19 protein-coding genes and 1 pseudogene are annotated in these 19262 nt (G+C 34.8%); 9 read left to right on the top strand and 11 right to left on the bottom strand.

The features are described 5' to 3' along the window. Positions 1 to 171 precede the first annotated feature (171 nt). Positions 172 to 2397 carry an OstA-like protein gene (locus tag GOQ17_RS02630; protein ID WP_236537026.1) on the bottom strand — a complete coding sequence of 742 codons (2226 nt, stop codon included), beginning with the start codon at positions 2395 to 2397 and terminating at the stop codon, positions 172 to 174. A 94-nt stretch (positions 2398 to 2491) separates the two neighbouring features. On the opposite strand from GOQ17_RS02630, the gene tilS reads away from it, so the two are divergent. From tilS to GOQ17_RS02595, 7 genes are all read left to right on the top strand, one after another. After that, positions 2492 to 3829, top strand: coding sequence for a tRNA lysidine(34) synthetase TilS (tilS, locus tag GOQ17_RS02625; RefSeq protein WP_159634374.1), 1338 nt, complete (start codon positions 2492 to 2494; stop codon positions 3827 to 3829). Continuing rightward, complete coding sequence (locus tag GOQ17_RS02620) at positions 3826 to 4305, top strand: hypothetical protein (RefSeq protein WP_159634372.1); 480 nt, start codon at positions 3826 to 3828, stop codon at positions 4303 to 4305. Before tilS ends, GOQ17_RS02620 begins: the two co-directional genes overlap by 4 nt. Positions 4306 to 4389: 84 nt before the next feature. Next, positions 4390 to 4707 (top strand): DUF4834 family protein, encoded by a 318-nt coding sequence (locus tag GOQ17_RS02615; RefSeq protein WP_159634370.1) that lies wholly within the window; start codon positions 4390 to 4392, stop codon positions 4705 to 4707. A gap of 94 nt (positions 4708 to 4801) precedes the next feature. Further along, on the top strand, positions 4802 to 5908 hold the full coding sequence (gene recF, locus GOQ17_RS02610; protein ID WP_159634368.1) for a DNA replication/repair protein RecF: 1107 nt from the start codon (positions 4802 to 4804) through the stop codon (positions 5906 to 5908). Beyond that, positions 5898 to 6215 (top strand): DciA family protein, encoded by a 318-nt coding sequence (locus GOQ17_RS02605; protein ID WP_159634366.1) that lies wholly within the window; start codon positions 5898 to 5900, stop codon positions 6213 to 6215. Before recF ends, GOQ17_RS02605 begins: the two co-directional genes overlap by 11 nt. A 231-nt stretch (positions 6216 to 6446) precedes the next feature. Next, positions 6447 to 7340 (top strand): EamA family transporter, encoded by an 894-nt coding sequence (locus tag GOQ17_RS02600; protein ID WP_159634364.1) that lies wholly within the window; start codon positions 6447 to 6449, stop codon positions 7338 to 7340. Positions 7341 to 7484: 144 nt separating this feature from the next. Continuing rightward, the gene (locus GOQ17_RS02595; protein ID WP_159634362.1) at positions 7485 to 8606 is read left to right on the top strand and encodes a lipid II:glycine glycyltransferase FemX; all 1122 of its coding nucleotides are present in this window, start codon (positions 7485 to 7487) and stop codon (positions 8604 to 8606) included. A 42-nt stretch (positions 8607 to 8648) separates the two neighbouring features. On the opposite strand, the gene GOQ17_RS02590 is transcribed toward GOQ17_RS02595, so the two are convergent. Together GOQ17_RS02590 and asnS are read right to left on the bottom strand one after the other, a co-directional pair. Then, a complete protein-coding gene (locus GOQ17_RS02590; RefSeq protein ID WP_159634360.1) occupies positions 8649 to 9269 on the bottom strand; it encodes an L-threonylcarbamoyladenylate synthase in 621 nt (206 codons plus the stop codon). Between the two features lie 101 nt (positions 9270 to 9370). Continuing rightward, on the bottom strand, positions 9371 to 10816 hold the full coding sequence (asnS, locus tag GOQ17_RS02585; protein ID WP_159634358.1) for an asparagine--tRNA ligase: 1446 nt from the start codon (positions 10814 to 10816) through the stop codon (positions 9371 to 9373). A 156-nt stretch (positions 10817 to 10972) separates the two neighbouring features. On the opposite strand from asnS, the gene GOQ17_RS02580 reads away from it, so the two are divergent. Further along, positions 10973 to 11473: a GNAT family N-acetyltransferase gene (locus tag GOQ17_RS02580; protein ID WP_159634355.1), complete on the top strand. Its 501-nt coding sequence runs from the start codon at positions 10973 to 10975 to the stop codon at positions 11471 to 11473. 81 nt (positions 11474 to 11554) lie between these two features. Next, positions 11555 to 12628 carry an endonuclease/exonuclease/phosphatase family protein gene (locus tag GOQ17_RS02575; RefSeq protein WP_159634352.1) on the top strand — a complete coding sequence of 358 codons (1074 nt, stop codon included), beginning with the start codon at positions 11555 to 11557 and terminating at the stop codon, positions 12626 to 12628. A 40-nt stretch (positions 12629 to 12668) separates the two neighbouring features. On the opposite strand, the pseudogene GOQ17_RS16295 reads toward GOQ17_RS02575, so the two are convergent. The 8 genes and pseudogenes from GOQ17_RS16295 to GOQ17_RS02535 all read right to left on the bottom strand — a co-directional run bounded on the left by GOQ17_RS16295 (position 12669) and on the right by GOQ17_RS02535 (position 19194). Further along, positions 12669 to 13252, bottom strand: a pseudogene (locus GOQ17_RS16295) (DUF5694 domain-containing protein). Positions 13253 to 13587: 335 nt separating this feature from the next. Then, positions 13588 to 14343, bottom strand: coding sequence for a tryptophan synthase subunit alpha (gene trpA, locus GOQ17_RS02565; protein ID WP_159634349.1), 756 nt, complete (start codon positions 14341 to 14343; stop codon positions 13588 to 13590). Between the two features lie 2 nt (positions 14344 to 14345). Beyond that, positions 14346 to 15530 (bottom strand): tryptophan synthase subunit beta, encoded by a 1185-nt coding sequence (gene trpB, locus GOQ17_RS02560; protein WP_159634346.1) that lies wholly within the window; start codon positions 15528 to 15530, stop codon positions 14346 to 14348. Next, the gene (locus GOQ17_RS02555; RefSeq protein WP_159634343.1) at positions 15527 to 16147 is read right to left on the bottom strand and encodes a phosphoribosylanthranilate isomerase; all 621 of its coding nucleotides are present in this window, start codon (positions 16145 to 16147) and stop codon (positions 15527 to 15529) included. Before GOQ17_RS02555 ends, trpB begins: the two co-directional genes overlap by 4 nt. A gap of 37 nt (positions 16148 to 16184) precedes the next feature. Further along, positions 16185 to 17171 carry an anthranilate phosphoribosyltransferase gene (gene trpD, locus GOQ17_RS02550; RefSeq protein ID WP_159634340.1) on the bottom strand — a complete coding sequence of 329 codons (987 nt, stop codon included), beginning with the start codon at positions 17169 to 17171 and terminating at the stop codon, positions 16185 to 16187. A 246-nt stretch (positions 17172 to 17417) separates the two neighbouring features. Further along, positions 17418 to 17870, bottom strand: a complete 453-nt coding sequence (locus tag GOQ17_RS02545) for a hypothetical protein (protein ID WP_159634337.1) — start codon at positions 17868 to 17870, stop codon at positions 17418 to 17420. A 40-nt stretch (positions 17871 to 17910) separates the two neighbouring features. Continuing rightward, positions 17911 to 18852: a hypothetical protein gene (locus GOQ17_RS02540; RefSeq protein ID WP_159634335.1), complete on the bottom strand. Its 942-nt coding sequence runs from the start codon at positions 18850 to 18852 to the stop codon at positions 17911 to 17913. 120 nt (positions 18853 to 18972) lie between these two features. After that, positions 18973 to 19194, bottom strand: a complete 222-nt coding sequence (locus GOQ17_RS02535) for a DUF2795 domain-containing protein (RefSeq protein WP_002996718.1) — start codon at positions 19192 to 19194, stop codon at positions 18973 to 18975. Positions 19195 to 19262: the final 68 nt, after the last annotated feature.

Raw genomic sequence — 19262 nt, 5'->3', positions numbered from 1 at the left:
TCACTTGAACTTTTGTTGGATATCCCATATCTAGTTGTTTAACTAGATGTTAAGTTATAAAAAAAATGCGATAAATCAAAAATCACCGCATTTTTTTAAAATATCTAGTAAACAGCCAAAGTCAAGAGACCAATAAATATTAAAAGCTTATCATAGATAAGCTTTTAATATTTATTGGTCTACTGTTTCTATTTCTTCAGCTTTAGTTTCTAAAGTTTTAGAATCTTCTTGTTTATTACTTTCTTTAGGAATTTCGCGTTTTCGATTTAGCAGATCTTCTTTGGAAGTTGGTCGATCTTGCGGTCGCCATATGAAACCAGGAAGAATTTCATTTTCTTGCGTCACCATCGCAAAAGGATAAACTTTTTGGTCAACTTTCTTAATTGTTATATAATCAATTATCTTGCGATTCTCCATCCTAACCTTGATTCGTCCTCCTCGATCGTGAAACATTTCGGTGATTACTTTGGTTTTCTCATTTTCTGAGAAAACAAGATTTTCCGCATTACCATCCACAAAAAGTCTTTCTATATTGTTATTAGCAAAAAATGCTGTTATTTTTCGCCCCTTCAATTGATTGAACTTAGTAGAATCTGATAAAGCATTCACCATAAATGCATTTTCTTTCAGTAATGCATTATCCATTTTTTGGTTTACGATTTGCATAAATATAGTGTCCGCAGATATTTGGGAATCTTTTGCCCATATCATTGGTCTTCCCATAAATCTAAACATCGAATCTTGCATACCATAGTATACTGAATCTGCTACAGCTTGGAGGTCGGATTTGAACAGACGAACATTGTAGTAGGCTTTGACTATTCGAGTGCGAGAAGTGTCAGATAAAGCTTGTTGCGTAGAATCATTTTGTCCATCATTTATATTTGGTTGCTGTGCAATCTTTAAAGCTTTATTTATCGCGCTATCGGCATGTCCTGCAATAGGAACAACAGCTCGTTGACGTAGAACTGAATCTGCTTTTAAAGTTTTTTCTATGTGGTGTCTTCCTTCACCGTTATTATTAATAGACTGTTTCTGCGTCTGCTTTGGAGTGGATTCGGAAGTTGTTTTGTTTGCTTTCTGTTTTTGTTGAACTGTATTTCCGACACTTTCTGATTCAGTTTTTCCCGTGACATTAGTTTTTGTATCAACTAATTCGTCCCCACTTATTTCATCATCACCATAGTCTTGTTCATCTTCTTCCAGCATTTGACCACCATTACGATCTAATTTTAAGTCCAAAGGCCTATATTCTTTGGCAAGGATCATTCTTGAGTAGAGCGTGTCGGCAGTCATAAATACTGAATCTATTTTAGGTTCAGGTTTTATAGTCAGCGTTGATCCCTCATCAATATTCTTAGCTTTACTTTCTAGATTGTCATTATCAAGAGCTAATTTCTTCTCTTCTTGTTTTTTTTCTTTTTTATCTTCTTTACCTTCTTTGCCAATAATAGGAGGTCTTACAGCAGTAGAATCTGTAGCAATGCTATCCGAATCGTTTTGCACCACTGTAATGATAAATGGCTTATCAGTCATCAAGATGGATTCTTCACCTTGGTGGTATTCCCCCTTACCGCCATATGCGTAGAACTTGTCTAATGTATCTACGAATACGACATTTCGAAACGCTTTGCCTATGCCAAATTCACGCTCGTAATGTAGACTATCACCTTTAAGAAAACGACTTCCTTCTGTATATAAATTGTTCTTGTTGAAATTTGCTATTCCTGTTGCAGTATTATAGACGCCTCGCTCGGTATATAGGTTCTCTTGCTGATTTCCTTTGATATTCGTAGGACCATAAAAGTAAGTGTCTTTGCTTATGCTGTTGTAGCGCATAGAGTCCGTGTATACTTTTACGGAAGGATTTCGTACAATTACTTTGTGACGAAAATAAGCATCTCCAGTATTCTCGAAGTAAAATGCATTACGAGAAGTAATAGTGTCGGATTGTGTTACGATTCTTCCACCGCCTGTATAAGTTCCAATTTTAGAACGCATATTGTAGGTCAAGAAATTAGTAGTAAGAACGGAATTTCTATCGACTAACCTCACATTTTTAGTCAATTTAGCGAGCTGCACTGCCGCATCATAATGCAGGTAGTCAGAATATATTACTGTACCAGATGGTTGTGTAATGACTACATTACCAAATGCTTCAAAAAATTGTTGTTTGATTTCATTCTCATAAATATATCCACTGTCCGCAGATAATGTATTTCCTTTGTGCTCATAAACAGGGTTATAGAATGTCATATGCCCTGTTTTGGCGTTGATACGACCAGAGCTTGACGACACTAGATTCATGCGGTTCGCTTCACTTACTTGCGCAGGAATTTGTCCGAACAATACTTGTACGGTTAGGATAAATAGGAGTAATGATATATACTTCTTCACGAAGGCAAAAATAGATAATTAAATAGCAAAAAAATGTTAAGACATTGATTTTTCGTATTAAATAAAATCAATTTTTAATGCATAATTTTGGTAGATGGAACTTATCAAGCGATTTGAGTGTTATGTGAAAGAAAATGAGCTGTTTAGCCAGGGTGATAAAATCCTTGTTGCGGTAAGTGGTGGTCGTGATTCTATGCTCTTATTATGGTTGCTTCATAAAGCTAATTTTTCAATCGAAATAGCACATTGTAATTTCCAACTTAGAGGCGATGAATCAGATGCTGATGAAAAATTAGTTCGTGATTTTGCAGAAGAGCATTCCATTGCTTTTCATGTCAAAAATTTTGATACTATCAATTACGCTGAATCCAACAAAATATCAATTCAAATGGCAGCTCGCGAATTACGTTATGCGTGGTTTGAGGAATTGCGAGCAAAACGAAACTGTAAAGTTATTGCGGTAGCACAGCATATAAATGATGCTGTCGAGACCGTATTATTTAACTTGTCACGTGGAACAGGTTTGCAAGGGCTTCAAGGGATTCTTCCAAAGCGCAATGATTCAAAAGTCGTGCGTCCATTGCTTTTTTTGCAAAGCAAAGAAATCACCGATTTTGTTCAGCAACTAGGAATTCCTTTTCGAGATGATTCATCCAATTTTTCTAATAAGTATGCCCGTAATAAAATTCGGTTAGATATTATACCAGAATTTGAGAAGCTGAATCCCGAATTTGTTACCATTATGGATGACAACATCCAACGATTTCGAGATAGCCAACAAGTTTTATATTCTTTCATAAGTCGCTTGAGAAATGAGATACTTATACTGCGTGGAAAAGATTCTTGGCAAATGCTGAAATCTGAAATTCAAAAGCTTTCTATGAACGAATTGTATTTTATGTTAGAGCCATACGGTTTTAAAAAGAATGTACTACAAGATTTATTGGGTAGCTTAGATAAAGAATCGGGTAGACAATTTGAATCCGAAAATTATATTCTAGTTAAGGATAGGGAGGCGGTTATTCTATCAAAAAAATCCGAAACGGATGAAGGTATACAAATTGAGGAAACAGATACTAAAGTTTTGTGGAATGATTATCAATTTAATTTTGAAATCTCCGAAGATTTAAAAGTTTTATATGATAAAGGAGTTGCGCAAGTTGATTTTGATGAAGTAATATATCCATTGACGATCCGTTCGTGGGAAGAAGGTGATGTTTTTCAGCCACTTGGGATGCAAGGGAAGAAAAAGTTAAGTGATTATTTTATTCAAAAAAAGATTAATATTTTGGATAAAAAGCAAGTTCCTATATTAGTCAATGGGGATGGGCGCATCATATGGGTCGTAAATTATCATTTGGACGAAAGATTTAAGATTAGGGATAATACACAAAAAGTCCTTAAATTAGTTTGCAATTTACGAACGATATGAGTCAAGAAAAGCATTTTGTAGAGCGACAATTTTTGGGAAGAGACATGACGTGGATTAGTGTGCGCATGACTTTGGCCTTGTTTTGTTTTATTGTATACTACTTGAATGTAGACCATCTACCGTCGAGACAACTTTTCTTCATCGTAGGGAGTTGTATTATTGTGGTGTCCATCGTGATGATGTACTTGGTGCATTACAAGACTGATGTATACAATGGCAATGTGGTGTTAAGTGGATTGTGGTCTACCAGATTGGTAAAAATTGATTTGTCTTCGATAGTTTCTGTCGAAAAGAAACCATATAGCACATATATCTTTAATAATCCAGTGTACAACTTACACAAAAATGGCAAAATAAGATTCTATTCGGGAGGAAAAGACGCTGTGTGGCTGACAGATAAAGATGGGTTAACGTACATCATTGGTACGCATCGTCAAGAAGAATTGTATAACGCTATCCAAAAGTCGAAGTCTTAAATAATGTTAAGAGATTTCAGTCTGACATTATGTTGACTTAAGTTTTTGACGTTTTTAATATATTTGGTTAAATAGATAATACAGATGACAGCTTTATATTTTATTTTAGGAGTAATTACCTTTTACTATGTTTTCAAATTTTCGATGCGTTTATTATTACCATTCGCAATGAAAAAACTTGCGGAGCGCATGATGAAGAAAGCACAGCAAGGACAAGGCGCATTTACTTATACGTATACTTCAGGTAATCCTTTTGGTCCACAATCGACATATCAAGATAATAATCAAAGAAATACAAATTCAACTGGTGAATTGCATGTTGATTATGTCCCACCAAAAGAAGAAAAGCGTAAAGTAGCTTCTAATGCTGGTGAATTTATTGATTTTGAAGAAGTAAAGTAGGTTTTCATATTCGATTTGAGAATAGGTTGGTTAGTGTCTAAAACTAATCAACCTATTTTTTTGACTTGTACTTTTTTAGTTTTTACTTTGTAACATGTGGTTGAAACAACTTTCTGTTTTAAATTTTAAGAATTACACTGATTCGAATTTGACTTTTTTGCCTGAAGTGAATGCATTCACGGGTGCAAATGGTGCAGGTAAGACAAATTTGTTGGATGCGATTCATTACCTATCGCTTTGCAAATCTTATTTCAACCCGATTGATTCTCAACATATCAAAAAGGGTGAAGAATATTTTATGGTGCAAGGTGAATTCGAGCGGGAAGAAAGACCAGATGTTATTTCTTGTAGCCTTAAAAAGAATCAGAAAAAACAATTCAAACGCAATAAGAAAGATTATCCACGTTTGGCAGACCACATCGGTCAATTTCCATTGGTGATGATATCGCCAAATGACACGTTGATTATCCTAGAAGGCTCGGAAGAGCGTAGAAAGTTTGTTGATAATGTCATTTCACAAACGGATAACCGTTATTTAGATACCCTGATTTCTTATAATAAGATTTTATTGCAGCGTAATACTTTGTTGAAGAACATCAAAGAAAAGGGTGTTTTCGATATTGGACTTTTGGAAGTTTTGAATATGCAATTGGTGGAAGTAGGAGAGGTTATTTACCACAAACGTAAAAAGTTTATGGAGAATTTTACACCTTCTTTCCAACGTCATTATCAGTACCTCTCAGAAAGCGCAGAAGAGGTTACTTTGTTGTATGATTCTCAATTGGATGGAGCTGATTTCAATCAACTATTGGAATCTTCTTTAGAAAAGGATAGAATACTAGAACGTACAACACAGGGTATTCATAAAGATGATTTGCTATTTACGATTCACGGCGAAATGCCTTTGAAGAAATTTGGTTCGCAGGGACAGCAAAAGTCTTTTTTGATAGCCTTAAAATTAGCACAATACACATATTTGCAGGAGCAAAATAAGTTTAAACCCTTGTTGTTATTGGATGATATCTTTGACAAGTTGGATGATAAACGTACCAAAAAACTGATGCAGATGGTGTCGGACGATGAATTTGGACAGATATTTATTACCGATACAGACGCTAGCAGAATTCAAAAGATATTCGACGAAATCCAACAACCTATCCGTATATTTGATATCGAAGGAGGACAAGCGCATGTTATATAAGAAGAAAGTGGATGAAATACCGACCCGTGATGATATCAGCATGAAGCAAGCGGTAGAAAAGTGGTTGGAAGTATACCGCTTGCGTCGCAAATATGAGGAATCATCGGTCGTAACTTTCTGGGAAGATATTATTGGTCCATACATCGCAAGAAGAACGCAACATATCTATATCAAAGACAGGAAACTGTACGTGAAGGTGGAATCTGCAGTCGTAAAACACGAATTAGCTATCAACCGTAGACAAATTATCGGTCGTGTCAACGAACATGTCGGGCATGTGATAGTTGAAGAGTTTGTTATACTTTAACTTTATAATAAGGCTTCTTTAAGATCAAAGTTTTTAAATTTGAAATGAATGCAATCACTTCTCCTTCTTCAAATGTCGCTTAATAAAATTTTGCATTGGAAGGAATGATATAACGTTGTGCAAAATTTTTCAGCGACGAGGTTTTGATTACTTTTTTCAGAAAAAAGTAATTGCCTGCTCGGCAAGAGGGCATTAACACATTTTCTTATCCACTCTGAATAACCTACTTTCATGCAATTCAAATATTACGCTGCTGCACTATTTTCGTTTATAATATGGGGTGTTTTCAGTTTAGTGCTTAGACCATTAAGTGATTATGCAGCACTTGATATACTTACTTATCGAATAGCTTTTGCTGCTATCATTATTGCCTTTATAAGTTTTATTTTTCGATATAAGGTTACAAAGGAAAATATAAATATTATCGTTTCTTTAGCCCCAAAAGAACGTTTAAAAATCATTTCAGCGACAGTTTTTAGTGCTGTAATACTTGCTCTCAATTGGTATTTGTATATCTATGTGCTGAATGCGGTGAGTGTAAATGCTACTTCGTTGGCTTATCTCATTTGTCCAATTCTCACCACTGTATTGGCGAGTTTATTTTTGAATGAGCGATTAAATATGGGGCAATGGATAGCGGTAGGTATGTCTGTGGTAAGTTGCTTGATATTGTCTTATGGACATTTTATGGATATGCTGTATAGCGTTGTGATAGCATTCTCTTATGCCATATATTTGGTGGTTCAGAAGGCCAGTACAAAGCTAGATAAGTTTTTCACATTGACTCTTCACATTCTGATTAGTGCAATGTTTTTACTTCCATTGGGAATGACTGCTAGTGAATTAGTGGAGCATTCTATGCTATTTTATCAGTACGTGTTGTTGATTGCCGTATTTTTTACCATTATACCCTTATTCTTGAATATGTACGCACTGAAAGGTTTGGATTCATCGGTTGTTGGCGTATTATTATATATTAATCCGATTATTTCTTTCTTGTTGGCTGTATTTTACTTTAAAGAAGATATTACGCTTTTGCAAGGATTAGCTTATGGCTTAATCTTTTTGGCGGTTATTGTTTTTAATGTAGCTTATCTGCAAAGAAAATCTAAAACAATATCATAATCAACATTAAAATAATTATTTAGAACACTTCTAATATTCTCTTGTTGCTCGATTATGACAATTAGGGCTGTTTTAGTGTGCATATATTTCCTATGTTTGTGCCATTTGTAATTTTATTAAAATATTGAAAATAAGTGATTTATCATGATTGCTAATTTGGAACAAAAGGACAATAGTCATCTTTATAAAACGGGTATAATTCAACAGACCGCCTATTGGTCAGCTGTCAAGAAACTACAGGGAATAGATTCTTTAGCCTATAATTTTAGAACAAAGGCAGAGGATATATATTGTCAGGAATCGGATGAAGTATTCGTTGTTGGTGATTTTCTCATTATGCTTCAATATTTGGATAAGGAGAATTGTATCGCTTATGTGCCTTATGGTCCTGAAACTGAACCTTCAGAAGAACAACAAGGCTATTTTTTAGAGCAGCTTTCCGAAGCGCTTCGTCATTATCTACCTAAAAGTTGCATTATGATTCGTTATGATTTGTCGTGGCAATCACAGTGGGCAAATGAAGACGATTGCTATGATTTGCACGGAAATTGGATTGGACTTCCTTCTAAAAGAGTGCAAGAAATGCGCGTTAATTTTAATACAGAATTTGGAAATTTAAGGAAAGCTAATACTGATATTCTACCATCGAATACCATATTTATGAATTTGCGTGAAAGTGATGATATATTGTTGGGTAATATGAAATCAAAAACCCGATATAACATTAATTTGGCTAGACGTAAGGGTGTGCGAATTGAATCTCTGGGATTAGAAAGTTTGGAAATTTGGTATGAACTTTATAGGCAAACGGCTAAACGCAACAATTTCTTTCTGCATGATATTAACTATTTCAAAATAGTTCTTTCTGCAAGGGCTAATAATTCGGATTCTCCTGCTGATGTGTATATGCTAGTGGCCTATATGGAAGATGAACCATTGGCAGCTATGTTTCTAGTAATTTCTGCAAATAGAGCGACATATTTATATGGAGCCTCTTCGACAGAGAACCGCAACTATATGGGAACGTATGCGTTGCAATGGAAAGCTATGCAAGTAGCAAGAGAAAAAGGTTGTACAGAATACGACTTTTTTGGCATTTCGCCAGATGCAGACCCTGCACATCCTATGTATGGATTGTATCGGTTTAAGTCTGGCTTTGGAGGCCAGATATTTCATCGAATGGGGTGTTGGGATTACCCGCTAGATAAGCGTAAATACGAATATTATTCGGCTATGGAATTTCAAAATCAAAGTTATCACATATAAAGAAAATGGCTTGCAGTCTACAATTCTACAAGCCATTTTTCTTTATAAATATTGATCTAAATCACCTTTTCCTTCACGGATTACTTCAAAGTCACCGTTGGTGACATCCACAACGGTAGAAGCGACATTGCCTCCATAACCACCATCAATTACTAAATCCACGCTTTCTTGATATTTTTCGTAAATCAATTCTGGGTCTGTAGAGTATTCAATGATTTCATCTTCGTCATGAATTGATGCTGTGACAATTGGATTTCCTAATTGTTTGACGATCTCGCGAACAATATTGTTGTCCGGAACACGAATACCAACAGTTTTCTTTTTAGAACTCAATAACTTTGGAACTTGCCCACTTGCATTGAAGATAAAAGTAAAAGGTCCAGGTAAAGCCTTTTTTAATACCCTAAAAACTGTCGTATCAAATGGTTTTGTATATTGTGAAATGTCTGTAAGGTCATAACAGATAAAAGACAAATTAGCTTTATCAGGTTTTAAACCTCTTATTTGACAAACCTTTTCTATAGCTTTCTGATTCGTAATATCACATCCAATACCATAAACCGTATCGGTAGGGTAAATGATTACTCCACCTTTTTTGAGTACTTCAACAGCCTGTTCAATGGCTTTTGGATTCGGATTATCGTTATATATTTTTACAAGCATGTACTAAAGTAAAAAAGTTAAAATTAAAAGTAAAAATCCTATTTTACAATTATAAAAAAAGAGTTGCTATAATAACAACTCTCTCTGTATAATGTTCTTTTTTAAAACTCGGCGTTTTTCGGTGTACGTGGGAAAGGAATCACGTCTCTAATATTCGTCATACCTGTTGTAAACAACACCAAACGCTCAAATCCGACACCAAAACCAGAATGTGGTACCGAACCAAAACGGCGTGTGTCTAAGAACCATTCGATTTCTTCTGGCTCGATTCCAACCTCAGCCATACGAGCCAATAGTTTTTCTAAGTTTTCTTCACGTTGAGAGCCACCAACCATTTCGCCAATACCTGGGAACAAAATGTCCATCGCACGTACCGTATGACGACCTTGTGCATCTACTTCATTTTGTTTCATGTAGAATGACTTTATCTCACGTGGATAATCCGTTAGAATAACTGGTTTTTTGAAATGTTTCTCTACCAAATATCTTTCATGTTCAGATTGCAAGTCTGCTCCCCAACCTTCAATCAAATACTTGAATTGTTTCTTTTGATTTGGTTTAGAGGCTTTCAAAATATCAATAGCTTCTGTATAAGTTAATCGCTCGAAGTTGTTTTCCAATACGAAGTTTAACTTCTCCACTAAGTTCAATTCCGAACGTTCGGCTTGAGGTTTTGATTTCTCTTCATCCAATAAACGGTTTTTCAAGAACTCGATTTCTTCTGGACAAGTATCTAAAGCATATTTGATAACATATTTTAACAAATCTTCTGCTAAGTCCATATTATCTTCCAACTCGTAGAACGCCATTTCTGGTTCAATCATCCAGAACTCAGCTAAGTGACGCGTAGTATTGGAGTTTTCAGCACGAAAAGTAGGTCCGAATGTATAGATATTTCCAAATGCTAAAGCGGCTAATTCACCTTCTAATTGACCAGAAACGGTTAAGTTTGTTGATTTGCCAAAGAAATCTTCTTTGAAATCTACTTTACCATCTTCTGTCAACGGTGGATTAATAGGATCTAAAGTTGTTACTCTGAACATTTCACCAGCACCTTCGGCATCCGAACCCGTAATAATAGGGGAGTGGAAATATAAGAAATCACGCTCTTGGAAAAATTTGTGAATAGCAAATGACAAGGCATTGCGTACTTTGAAAATCGCGTTGAAAGTTCCGGTGCGAACACGCAAATGTGCGATTTCGCGTAAGAATTCTAAGCTGTGTTTCTTAGGTTGTAATGGGTATTTTTCAGGATCTGAATCACCAATAATTGACACTTCTGTAGCTTTTACTTCTACACGTTGCCCTTTACCTTGTGACTCTACCAAGTTTCCTTTTACACGAACTGCAGCACCTGTAGTGATTCTTTTTAAGATATCTTCTGGAGTATTTTCAAAATCTACTACAGCCTGGATATTATTAATTGAAGAACCATCGTTAATCGCTATAAATTGATTATTACGAAAAGTTCTAACCCAGCCTTTTACGATAACCTCTTTTCCAAATTCTTCGGATTTTAATAATTCTTTAATTCGTGTATGTTCCATTTTTATGTATTAGGAATTTTATAATGCTATTTTTAGAGTTACAAAAATACGCTATTCCATCGTGTAATAAAAGGTTAATTTTCGTTGTTCTCAAATAACTTTTAATTAACTTCAAAGCAGGAGAAAACAGGAAAATTTAATTGATAAAAATCTACCATGGAATTTAGGAAAGCATTAGAATCTGAAGTGGAAGAAATTTGGGAAATTCTTCAATACGCAATAGAGCGACGAAAACAAGATGGCAGTAAGCAATGGCAAGATGGATACCCAAATCCTGATACCATTCATCATGATATTGCTAAGGGGTGGGCTTATGTGTTAGCTGATGAAAAGGGGGTATTGGCATACGGAGCGGTGATTTTTGAAGATGATCCAGATTACGCAACTATTACAGGCAAATGGCTTACGGAGCGAGATTATGTGGTCGTTCATCGCGTTGCGGCTGCGGCACGCGCCAAAGGTATGGGCATTGCCACGCAACTATTTCATCATATAGAGACTTTAGTAAAATCAAGAAACATCTTTAGTATTAGAGTAGATACTAACTTTGACAATATGGCCATGTTGCGAATTTTAGAAAAATTAGGTTATCAATATTGTGGTGACGTGATAATTAGAGATTCAGCGCGTATGGCTTTTGAAAAATGTTTGGATTAATCTTTGCATAGTGAAAGATAGTTTCGGAGAATAAGATACATTGTATAAAATCAGCAAGTAATACATTTTTAAGTTTCCTATATGAATTCTACAATTTGGGTTGTTACATCAATAATAGTCATACTTAGTATTTTACCATTTATTCGAAATCAGCATTGGGTATTTCGTGTTCCTGATTTTGTACGTCCACAATTGTTGTTTTTACAATTACTCACTTTGATAGCAACTATTATTTGCTGGAAGGATGTTTCTTACCCCATTTTTATTCTATTCGCGTTGCTAATATGTATTGCATACAATTGCTATATTTTTATACGATTCACTAAATTTTGGCGCAACAATAAGTACGAAGTATCAGCCGAGCACTCAAAAAATGTAAAGATAATTTCTGTAAATGTCTACCAATTTAATAATGAATATCATCGATTGGTCGACATGATACGCAGAGAACAACCTGATGTCTTTCTCACAATGGAAAGTAATAAAGACTGGGAAAATGCATTTCAAGAATTAAAAGATGAATACACCAATTTCAAGGAAATCGCCTTAGAAAACACCTATGGTATGCATTTTTATACTAAGCTGAAAGTGCATGACATCAAAGTACATTATTTTGTTTCAGATGATTTGCCAAGTATAGAAGCTGAGTTAGAAACAGAGGATGGTTATCGGTTTATTTTTTTTGGTGTGCATCCACCACCACCAAGTCCGACTGAAGAAGAAACTTCCAAAGAACGGGATGGTGATTTATTAAGCGTAGCTAAACGTGCGAAGAAACATTCACTACCTGTTGTAATCACTGGAGATTTTAATACAGTTGCTTGGTCGCGAGTTTCTATTTTATTCAAAAAAGCAAGTGGCTTAATTGATGCACGATACGGTCGCGGATATCTAGCTACTTTTCATGCGAATTATTGGTTTTTCCGTATTCCTTTGGATTTATTGTACCACAGCCCAGATGTTTTTATTGATGACTTGAAGATTTTACCGTCAATAGGTTCCGATCATTTTCCGATGTGTTGTACATTCTATATCGATAAAAATAATGATGACCAAGAAGACGATGTTAAAACATTGGATATAGAAGAAAAGAAAGAAGTTGAGGAATTAATCGAAGAAGGTAAAGAAGAGGAAAGTGAAAATAGAGATCAATAGGAACAAATAAGCTGAGAATTTCTCGGCTTATTTGTCATTATTATTTGAGATACTCAAAAACACTTACTTCTTTGTATTTTGGTGAACGCCTTAAAAAATCTTTAAAAAATGCGGTATGCGTAGCTCCCATTAAAACAAAAATTCTATCATCTTTATTAACAGCAATATTATTCATATTTGCGAACATCATTAAATTTCTGTTATAAAATTTTGATGCTTGTCAGCACCAATTTTATAATTACTGACTGATATGGTTGTCAGCAAATCAGCATTAATATTTATTAAAAAGTCTAAATATTCTGGTTGATTATTTAAATACAAGAGTTCTTTAACATTCTTGTTATTTGGATTAATGTTATTTAAAGATAAATTTTCGTTTACTAACGCATTGTATTTTTTCAACGTTAAAGAGTCTTGTTGATTCTTTAAGTAATTGGCTATGGAATAAAAATAATCTAGTTTGTAATCTATTCCATAAATCTTTTGCGAATTACTCAATCTACCTACTTCAAAAGCTAAGAGCTCAATTTCTGATGGATTATTAAAGTTATGTTTGGGGTTTTTTAAATAAGTATTGTATTTTTCTTTTAAAGTAGGATTAAATCTAGGCTCTTGCTCGACCATTATAATTGTTGGTTTAAAGGCAGCAATTTGCTTGGCAATTTCATGAATTTGTTTGATATTATTTTGGTCATTTTCATCAAATTCAACTTTGCTTGCATCTGATGTATTCCCCATATGGAAAGTACCAAGATTCAAGACTGGAATTGCATTGTCAAATTTAGTTTTAAAATTGAAGACTTGTTGTCCAAGAGAATTATTGCTGATAAAAGCAATGAAGACTATTGTAAATAAATATTTCATAATTATAAAAGGTTTAATAAAAAAAGGATCAATTAAAAAATTTGACTTGATCCTTTTAAGTAGGTTTAACTTAGTAGTAATAAACTGTTTTTTTATTACCCTTTAATACTTTTTATAAAACCATGAATTTTATCTAAATAATTTTCTTCGGCTAGAAGTTTAACAAAAGCAGTTCCGACAATTGCGCCGTTAGCGTAAGTGGTAGCTTTTTGGAAGGTTTCTTTATTTGAAATACCAAAACCAATAATAAATGGATTTTTCAAATCCATATCTTTTATGCGTTTGAAATACGCTTCAGCTTGATCTTTTACTTCTAGGTTTTTACCAGTTGTCGCATTCGACGAAAGTAAATAAATGAAATTGGTAGACAAATCATCGATTTTGCGAATACGTTGTTCCGATGTTTGAGGTGTCACTAAGAAAATATTGCTGATGCCATATTCTTCGAAAACCGTTTGGTACAATTCTTCGTACTCATACATCGGCAAATCAGGAATAATCGTTCCGTTTACGCCAACTTCCTTACACGCTTTACAGAAATTTTCCACGCCATATTGCAATACAGGGTTTACATACCCCATTAAATACACAGGAATAGACACATGTTTGCGTAAATCTTTCAATTGCTCGAAAAGAATTTTTAGCGTCATGCCATTTTTCAACGCTTCTTCAGAAGCATGTTGGATGGTTGGACCATCGGCTACTGGGTCAGAATACGGAAATCCAATTTCTAGGAAATCTGCGCCAGCTTCTTCCAGAGTTTTGGCAATCTGCACGGTACTTTCCAAAGTTGGGTATCCTGCAGTAAAATATATAGATAACAATCCGTTTGAATGTTTTGTTAATTGCATGATTATAAATTGAAATACTTCATATAATTATCTAAATCCTTGTCTCCGCGTCCAGATAGACAAATCACAACAGTTTCATCACCTTTGAAATTCATTTTTTCCAAATGCGCTAACGCGTGCGAACTTTCAATAGCAGGAATAATACCTTCCAATTTTGTCAAGCGTAGTCCAGCTTGCATTGCTTCATCATCTGTCGCCGAAACATACTCACCTCGACCTGATTTAAACAACCAAGCATGTTGAGGGCCAATTCCAGGATAATCTAATCCAGCAGAAATTGAATAAGGCTCAATAACTTGACCATCTTCTGTTTGCATCAATATCTGACGTGATCCGTGTAAAACTCCTTCTTTTCCTAGAGCTGTCGTAGCTGCAGATTCCCCAGAATCCACACCATGACCAGCGGCTTCAACAGCAACGATTTTTACGCCTTCTTCATCCAAGAAATGATAAAACATACCCGCTGCATTTGAACCACCACCTACACATGCCATCACGATATCAGGTGTTTCTTTTCCAGTCTTTTCTAAGAGTTGTTTTCTTGTTTCGAAAGAAATAATAGATTGAAAACGAGCAACCATATCGGGATACGGATGCGGTCCCACTACCGAACCAATGATATAATGCGTATCTACGGGATTGTTGATCCAATCGCGTAACGCTTCGTTTGTAGCATCTTTCAATGTTTTACTACCCGAAGTCGCAGGAACTACCGTCGCACCCATCATCTTCATACGTGCCACGTTTGGTGCTTGGCGCTGAATGTCGATTTCACCCATGTACACCACACATTCCAAACCTTTCAACGCACATACTGTCGCTGTTGCCACACCGTGTTGTCCAGCTCCAGTTTCAGCGATAATACGTTTTTTACCTAGGCGTTGTGCTAGCAAAATCTGTCCAATGGTATTGTTGATTTTGTGTGCGCCAGTATGGTTCAAATCCTCTCTTTTCAAGAAGATAGTAGCGCCATAGCGTTCCGACAAACGCTTCGCGTGATATAATGGTGAAGGTCTGCCGACATAATCTTTTAGTAATTGCTCAAACTCTTCTTTGAAAGAAGGGGCATCCATAATCTGCAGATATTGATTTTGCAATTCTTCAACATTTGGATACAACATCTCAGGGATGTAAGCTCCGCCGAATGGACCATAATATCCTTTGCTATCTACTTGATATTTACTCATTTTATAATAGAGATTGCTTGTGTTAACGATTGTATATTTTTTAATGCAGGTTCGATTTCAAATTTAGAATTTAAATCCAAACCATATAATCTGTTGTCTTCAAAACTTGCAGCTTCTTCGATATTGTCTAACGAAATTCCACCACTTAACCAGTAAGGTGTTTGATAAGGATAATCTTTTAATTTCTCCCATTTGAAGGTTTGACCTGTGCCGCCATATTGTTTGCTTTTGGTGTCAAAAAGAAAATAATCTACTTTGTCTTCATAAGCAGCGATAGTTGTCCAATCGAAATCTTCATCTATCCCAAAAGCTTTGAAAGTTTCAATACCTAAATCTTTTATTTCTTGACAGAATTCTGGCGACTCATCGCCATGTAATTGTACAACTTGCAAGTCAAATTCTTTAGTTTTTGCTCTTATTTCTTCCTTAGAAGAATTGACAAAAACACCAACTTTTTTGATAGAATGGGGGATATTAATCTCAGGGTTTTCTGAAACAAATCTTGCAGACTTAGCATAAAATATAAAACCAATATAATCAATAGGGAAGGTCACAAGTTGACGGATATTATCTGCATCTCGCATTCCACAAACCTTTATTTTTAAATCTTTTTTCATGTATTTAACTGTCATGCTGAGCCTGTCTAAGAATAAGCTATTTTGTCAATTTCTTCAAGCTATCCAAAGCTTTTAATCCTAACAAAGATTCTTCGGCTTCGTAGTAACAATCTCCAAACGATTTTTCTGGATGGAAAGTTTTAATTGCAAAAGCTGCATTCGTCAATACGACATTATTTTGAACGGTATTTCCTTTACCTTCAATGATTGTTCTGAATATTCTCGATGCTTCTTCTACATTATCACCTCCAGCTAAATCTTCTGCTTTTACAGCTTCAAAACCAATTTCATCTACCGAATAATAGTTTTCTCCTTGATTATTGATGACTTTAAAGTCTCCTGTTAAAGATATTTCGTCATAACCATCCAAAGCATGAATTATACTATATTGTTTTTCAGTATTTTGAAATAAATAGCCGTATAAACGAGCTAATTCTAACGAGAAAACCCCAACAGATTGAAATTTCGGATTTGCTGGATTAGTCAAAGGTCCCAACATATTAAAGAACGTTTTAATTCCTAAAGCACGACGAATCGGCGCTACCGTTTTCATCGCAGGATGGAATAGTGGAGCATGCAAGAAACAAATATTTGCTTCGTCCAATTGTCTTTGTAAGGTTTCTTTGTCGTTAGTAAATTGGTAACCTAGATATTCCATCACATTTGAAGAACCACAACCCGATGATACGCCTACGTTACCATGCTTGGCGACTTTATAACCTGCCCCAGCCACAACAAAAGAAGCTAAAGTCGAAATATTAAAGGTATTCTTGCCATCACCACCTGTACCGCACATATCAATCAAATCATAACCTTGAAAATCCATTTTCAGACACAGGTCGTACATCGCATCGCGAAAACCACCCAATTCTTCTACACGTATGCTTCGCATGCCATATGCCGTCATAAATGCAGCAATTTGGTGTGTGTCGTATTTTCCAGTCGCAATATTCGTTAGGATCTCGTATGCTTCCTTACGTGAGAAAGATTTGTATTCAAATAAATGCCTTAATATTTCTTTCATACTGATTCGGTCTGAATATTTGTTTTTTATAAGTTTAGGTTATTGCCAAATAAAAAGGCTCACCTTATTGGCAAGCCTATTATATTTTGATTGTATACAAATTTATGCAATAGGGGATTGCCACAACGTTAATTGTTGTGCCACCACCATGCTTTATTTGATACAAATTTATTCATTATTAAATTGTTGCTAACAAATCTATATTATCTTTTTAATAATGTCAAGAGTTTTTGTGAAAAATTAATTTTAATACAACACAAAATGTGCTTTGTTATTTCCTTTGGAAACCAGCGTAAATGACGCGATTTTATCTTGTTCTAAGTAGATGGCCGCTACTTGCCGATTTCTATAATACAAAAAGTAAATTCGTGAACTGTCAAAATCTTCCAAATCAATATCACGTACATCTTTGCGTGGCATTTTAGCATAAGGAATATATTGGATATCTTCAATCTTTTTACTCATCAGATTGATGCGTATTTCATCCAAACTTACTTCTAGGTAATCGTACAATTCTTCATTAGGATTTTCAATAATCACGTATTTACTCAAGATCACATCAACTCTAATATCATCATTAGCCAAGTCCTGGATAAACTCTTTTATGATCTCTACATCATCTTTTTTGATAGAGGTTGAATCTTGTCCAAAAACAAAAATACTTTGAAAAGAAAAGAGCAGTATAAACAGTATGCGCATATTTTGTTTTTTGGATTCGACTTAGATAATGGTGAAAAGATTAATTGCCAAATGGCAAACTGTAGCGTAAGTTCAAGAGAAAAGAATGTTTTGTTTCATTCGCATCGTTTAGTCTTGTTCTTTTTGTACCTTCCGAATATGTATAAAGATAGTCTTTACCATTTTGTAAATTGAAATGTCCAAAACTATATTGCATACCTATTCCTAAATTTGGCGATAGTGCATAGGCAAAACCAGCAGTTGCGAAGAACTTTTGCCCATTCCCTTTATGTTCATAACTAATAGGCTTCTCGAAATCTTCAATCAAATTCCAGTTACCATATGCGTAATATTTGGAAATATAACCTTCAACGGCTATTTGTGTAGACCAATTTTCGTTAATCCCATAATCCATTGCCATACCTACACCGTAATTAGGGAATTTATATTTATAATACGAATTGAGTCCAGGTAAATAGTTTCTATCATTGCTTCTCCGATTCTTATCGTTTAATAAATACAAACTACGACTGGTATGATTAAAACTTAAGTAGGTAACAAAGGATAGGTTTTCTTGCGTACTCCAGTCAATCCCAGGCTGAACTTTGATGGAAAGACCTGTGCCTTTATGATTACTTAGGTATAATTGTGTGTAAGGTTGTGTACGGTTATCACCATCGTAATCAAAGTCTGTTACGTTGCCACTCAAGTTTTTATTTAAAAGGATTTCCCCGTTTAAAACGAATTTTTTATGGGATAATTTCATTTCTAGCCCAAATTCCAAAGCATTTGTAGGATCCCAAATCAGTTCTGAAAGTATATTAGGATTCTTGCCAAGTTCATTACCTGAAATATTAAATGTAGTCTTTGAAATTGAATAGCCTACTTTGGGTTGGATGCTAAGAGTAGAATTGTTGAGCTTTTCATTAATGGGAAAATTTTGTGCATACGTACTATTTGCAATCAATAATATGAAGAAGCTAATCCAAACTGACTTTTGCATACCTTTTGTTTTCTAATAGAGACAAAGGTAATCGAAAATCGTTTAACAGAAATATGAAATACTGTAGTTTAGGACAAAATAAAAATCGCACTACTTAAAGAGTGCGATTTTTATACTTGATTAATACTCGTCTTCATTGAAAAAGAAGTCATCTTTCGTTGGATAATCTGGCCAAATCTCTTCGATATTCTCGTAAGGCTCGCCATCATCTTCCAAAGCTTGAAGATTTTCTATTACTTCTACAGGAGCACCAGAACGAATTGCATAGTCGATTAATTCATCTTTTGTTGCAGGCCATGGTGCATCTTCTAAATGTGATGCTAATTCTAGAGTCCAATACATAGTCTTACAATTTTAAATTTCACTTTTCGCAAAAATAGTATAATATTTAATATAAACAAGTCAAATAT

Origin of the sequence: Sphingobacterium composti, assembly GCF_009829075.1 — a bacterium.
Taxonomy (GTDB): Bacteria; Bacteroidota; Bacteroidia; order Sphingobacteriales; family Sphingobacteriaceae; genus Sphingobacterium; species Sphingobacterium composti.
Note: the sequence above shows the minus strand (reverse complement) of the source record. Positions and strands in the feature narration are given on the sequence as shown.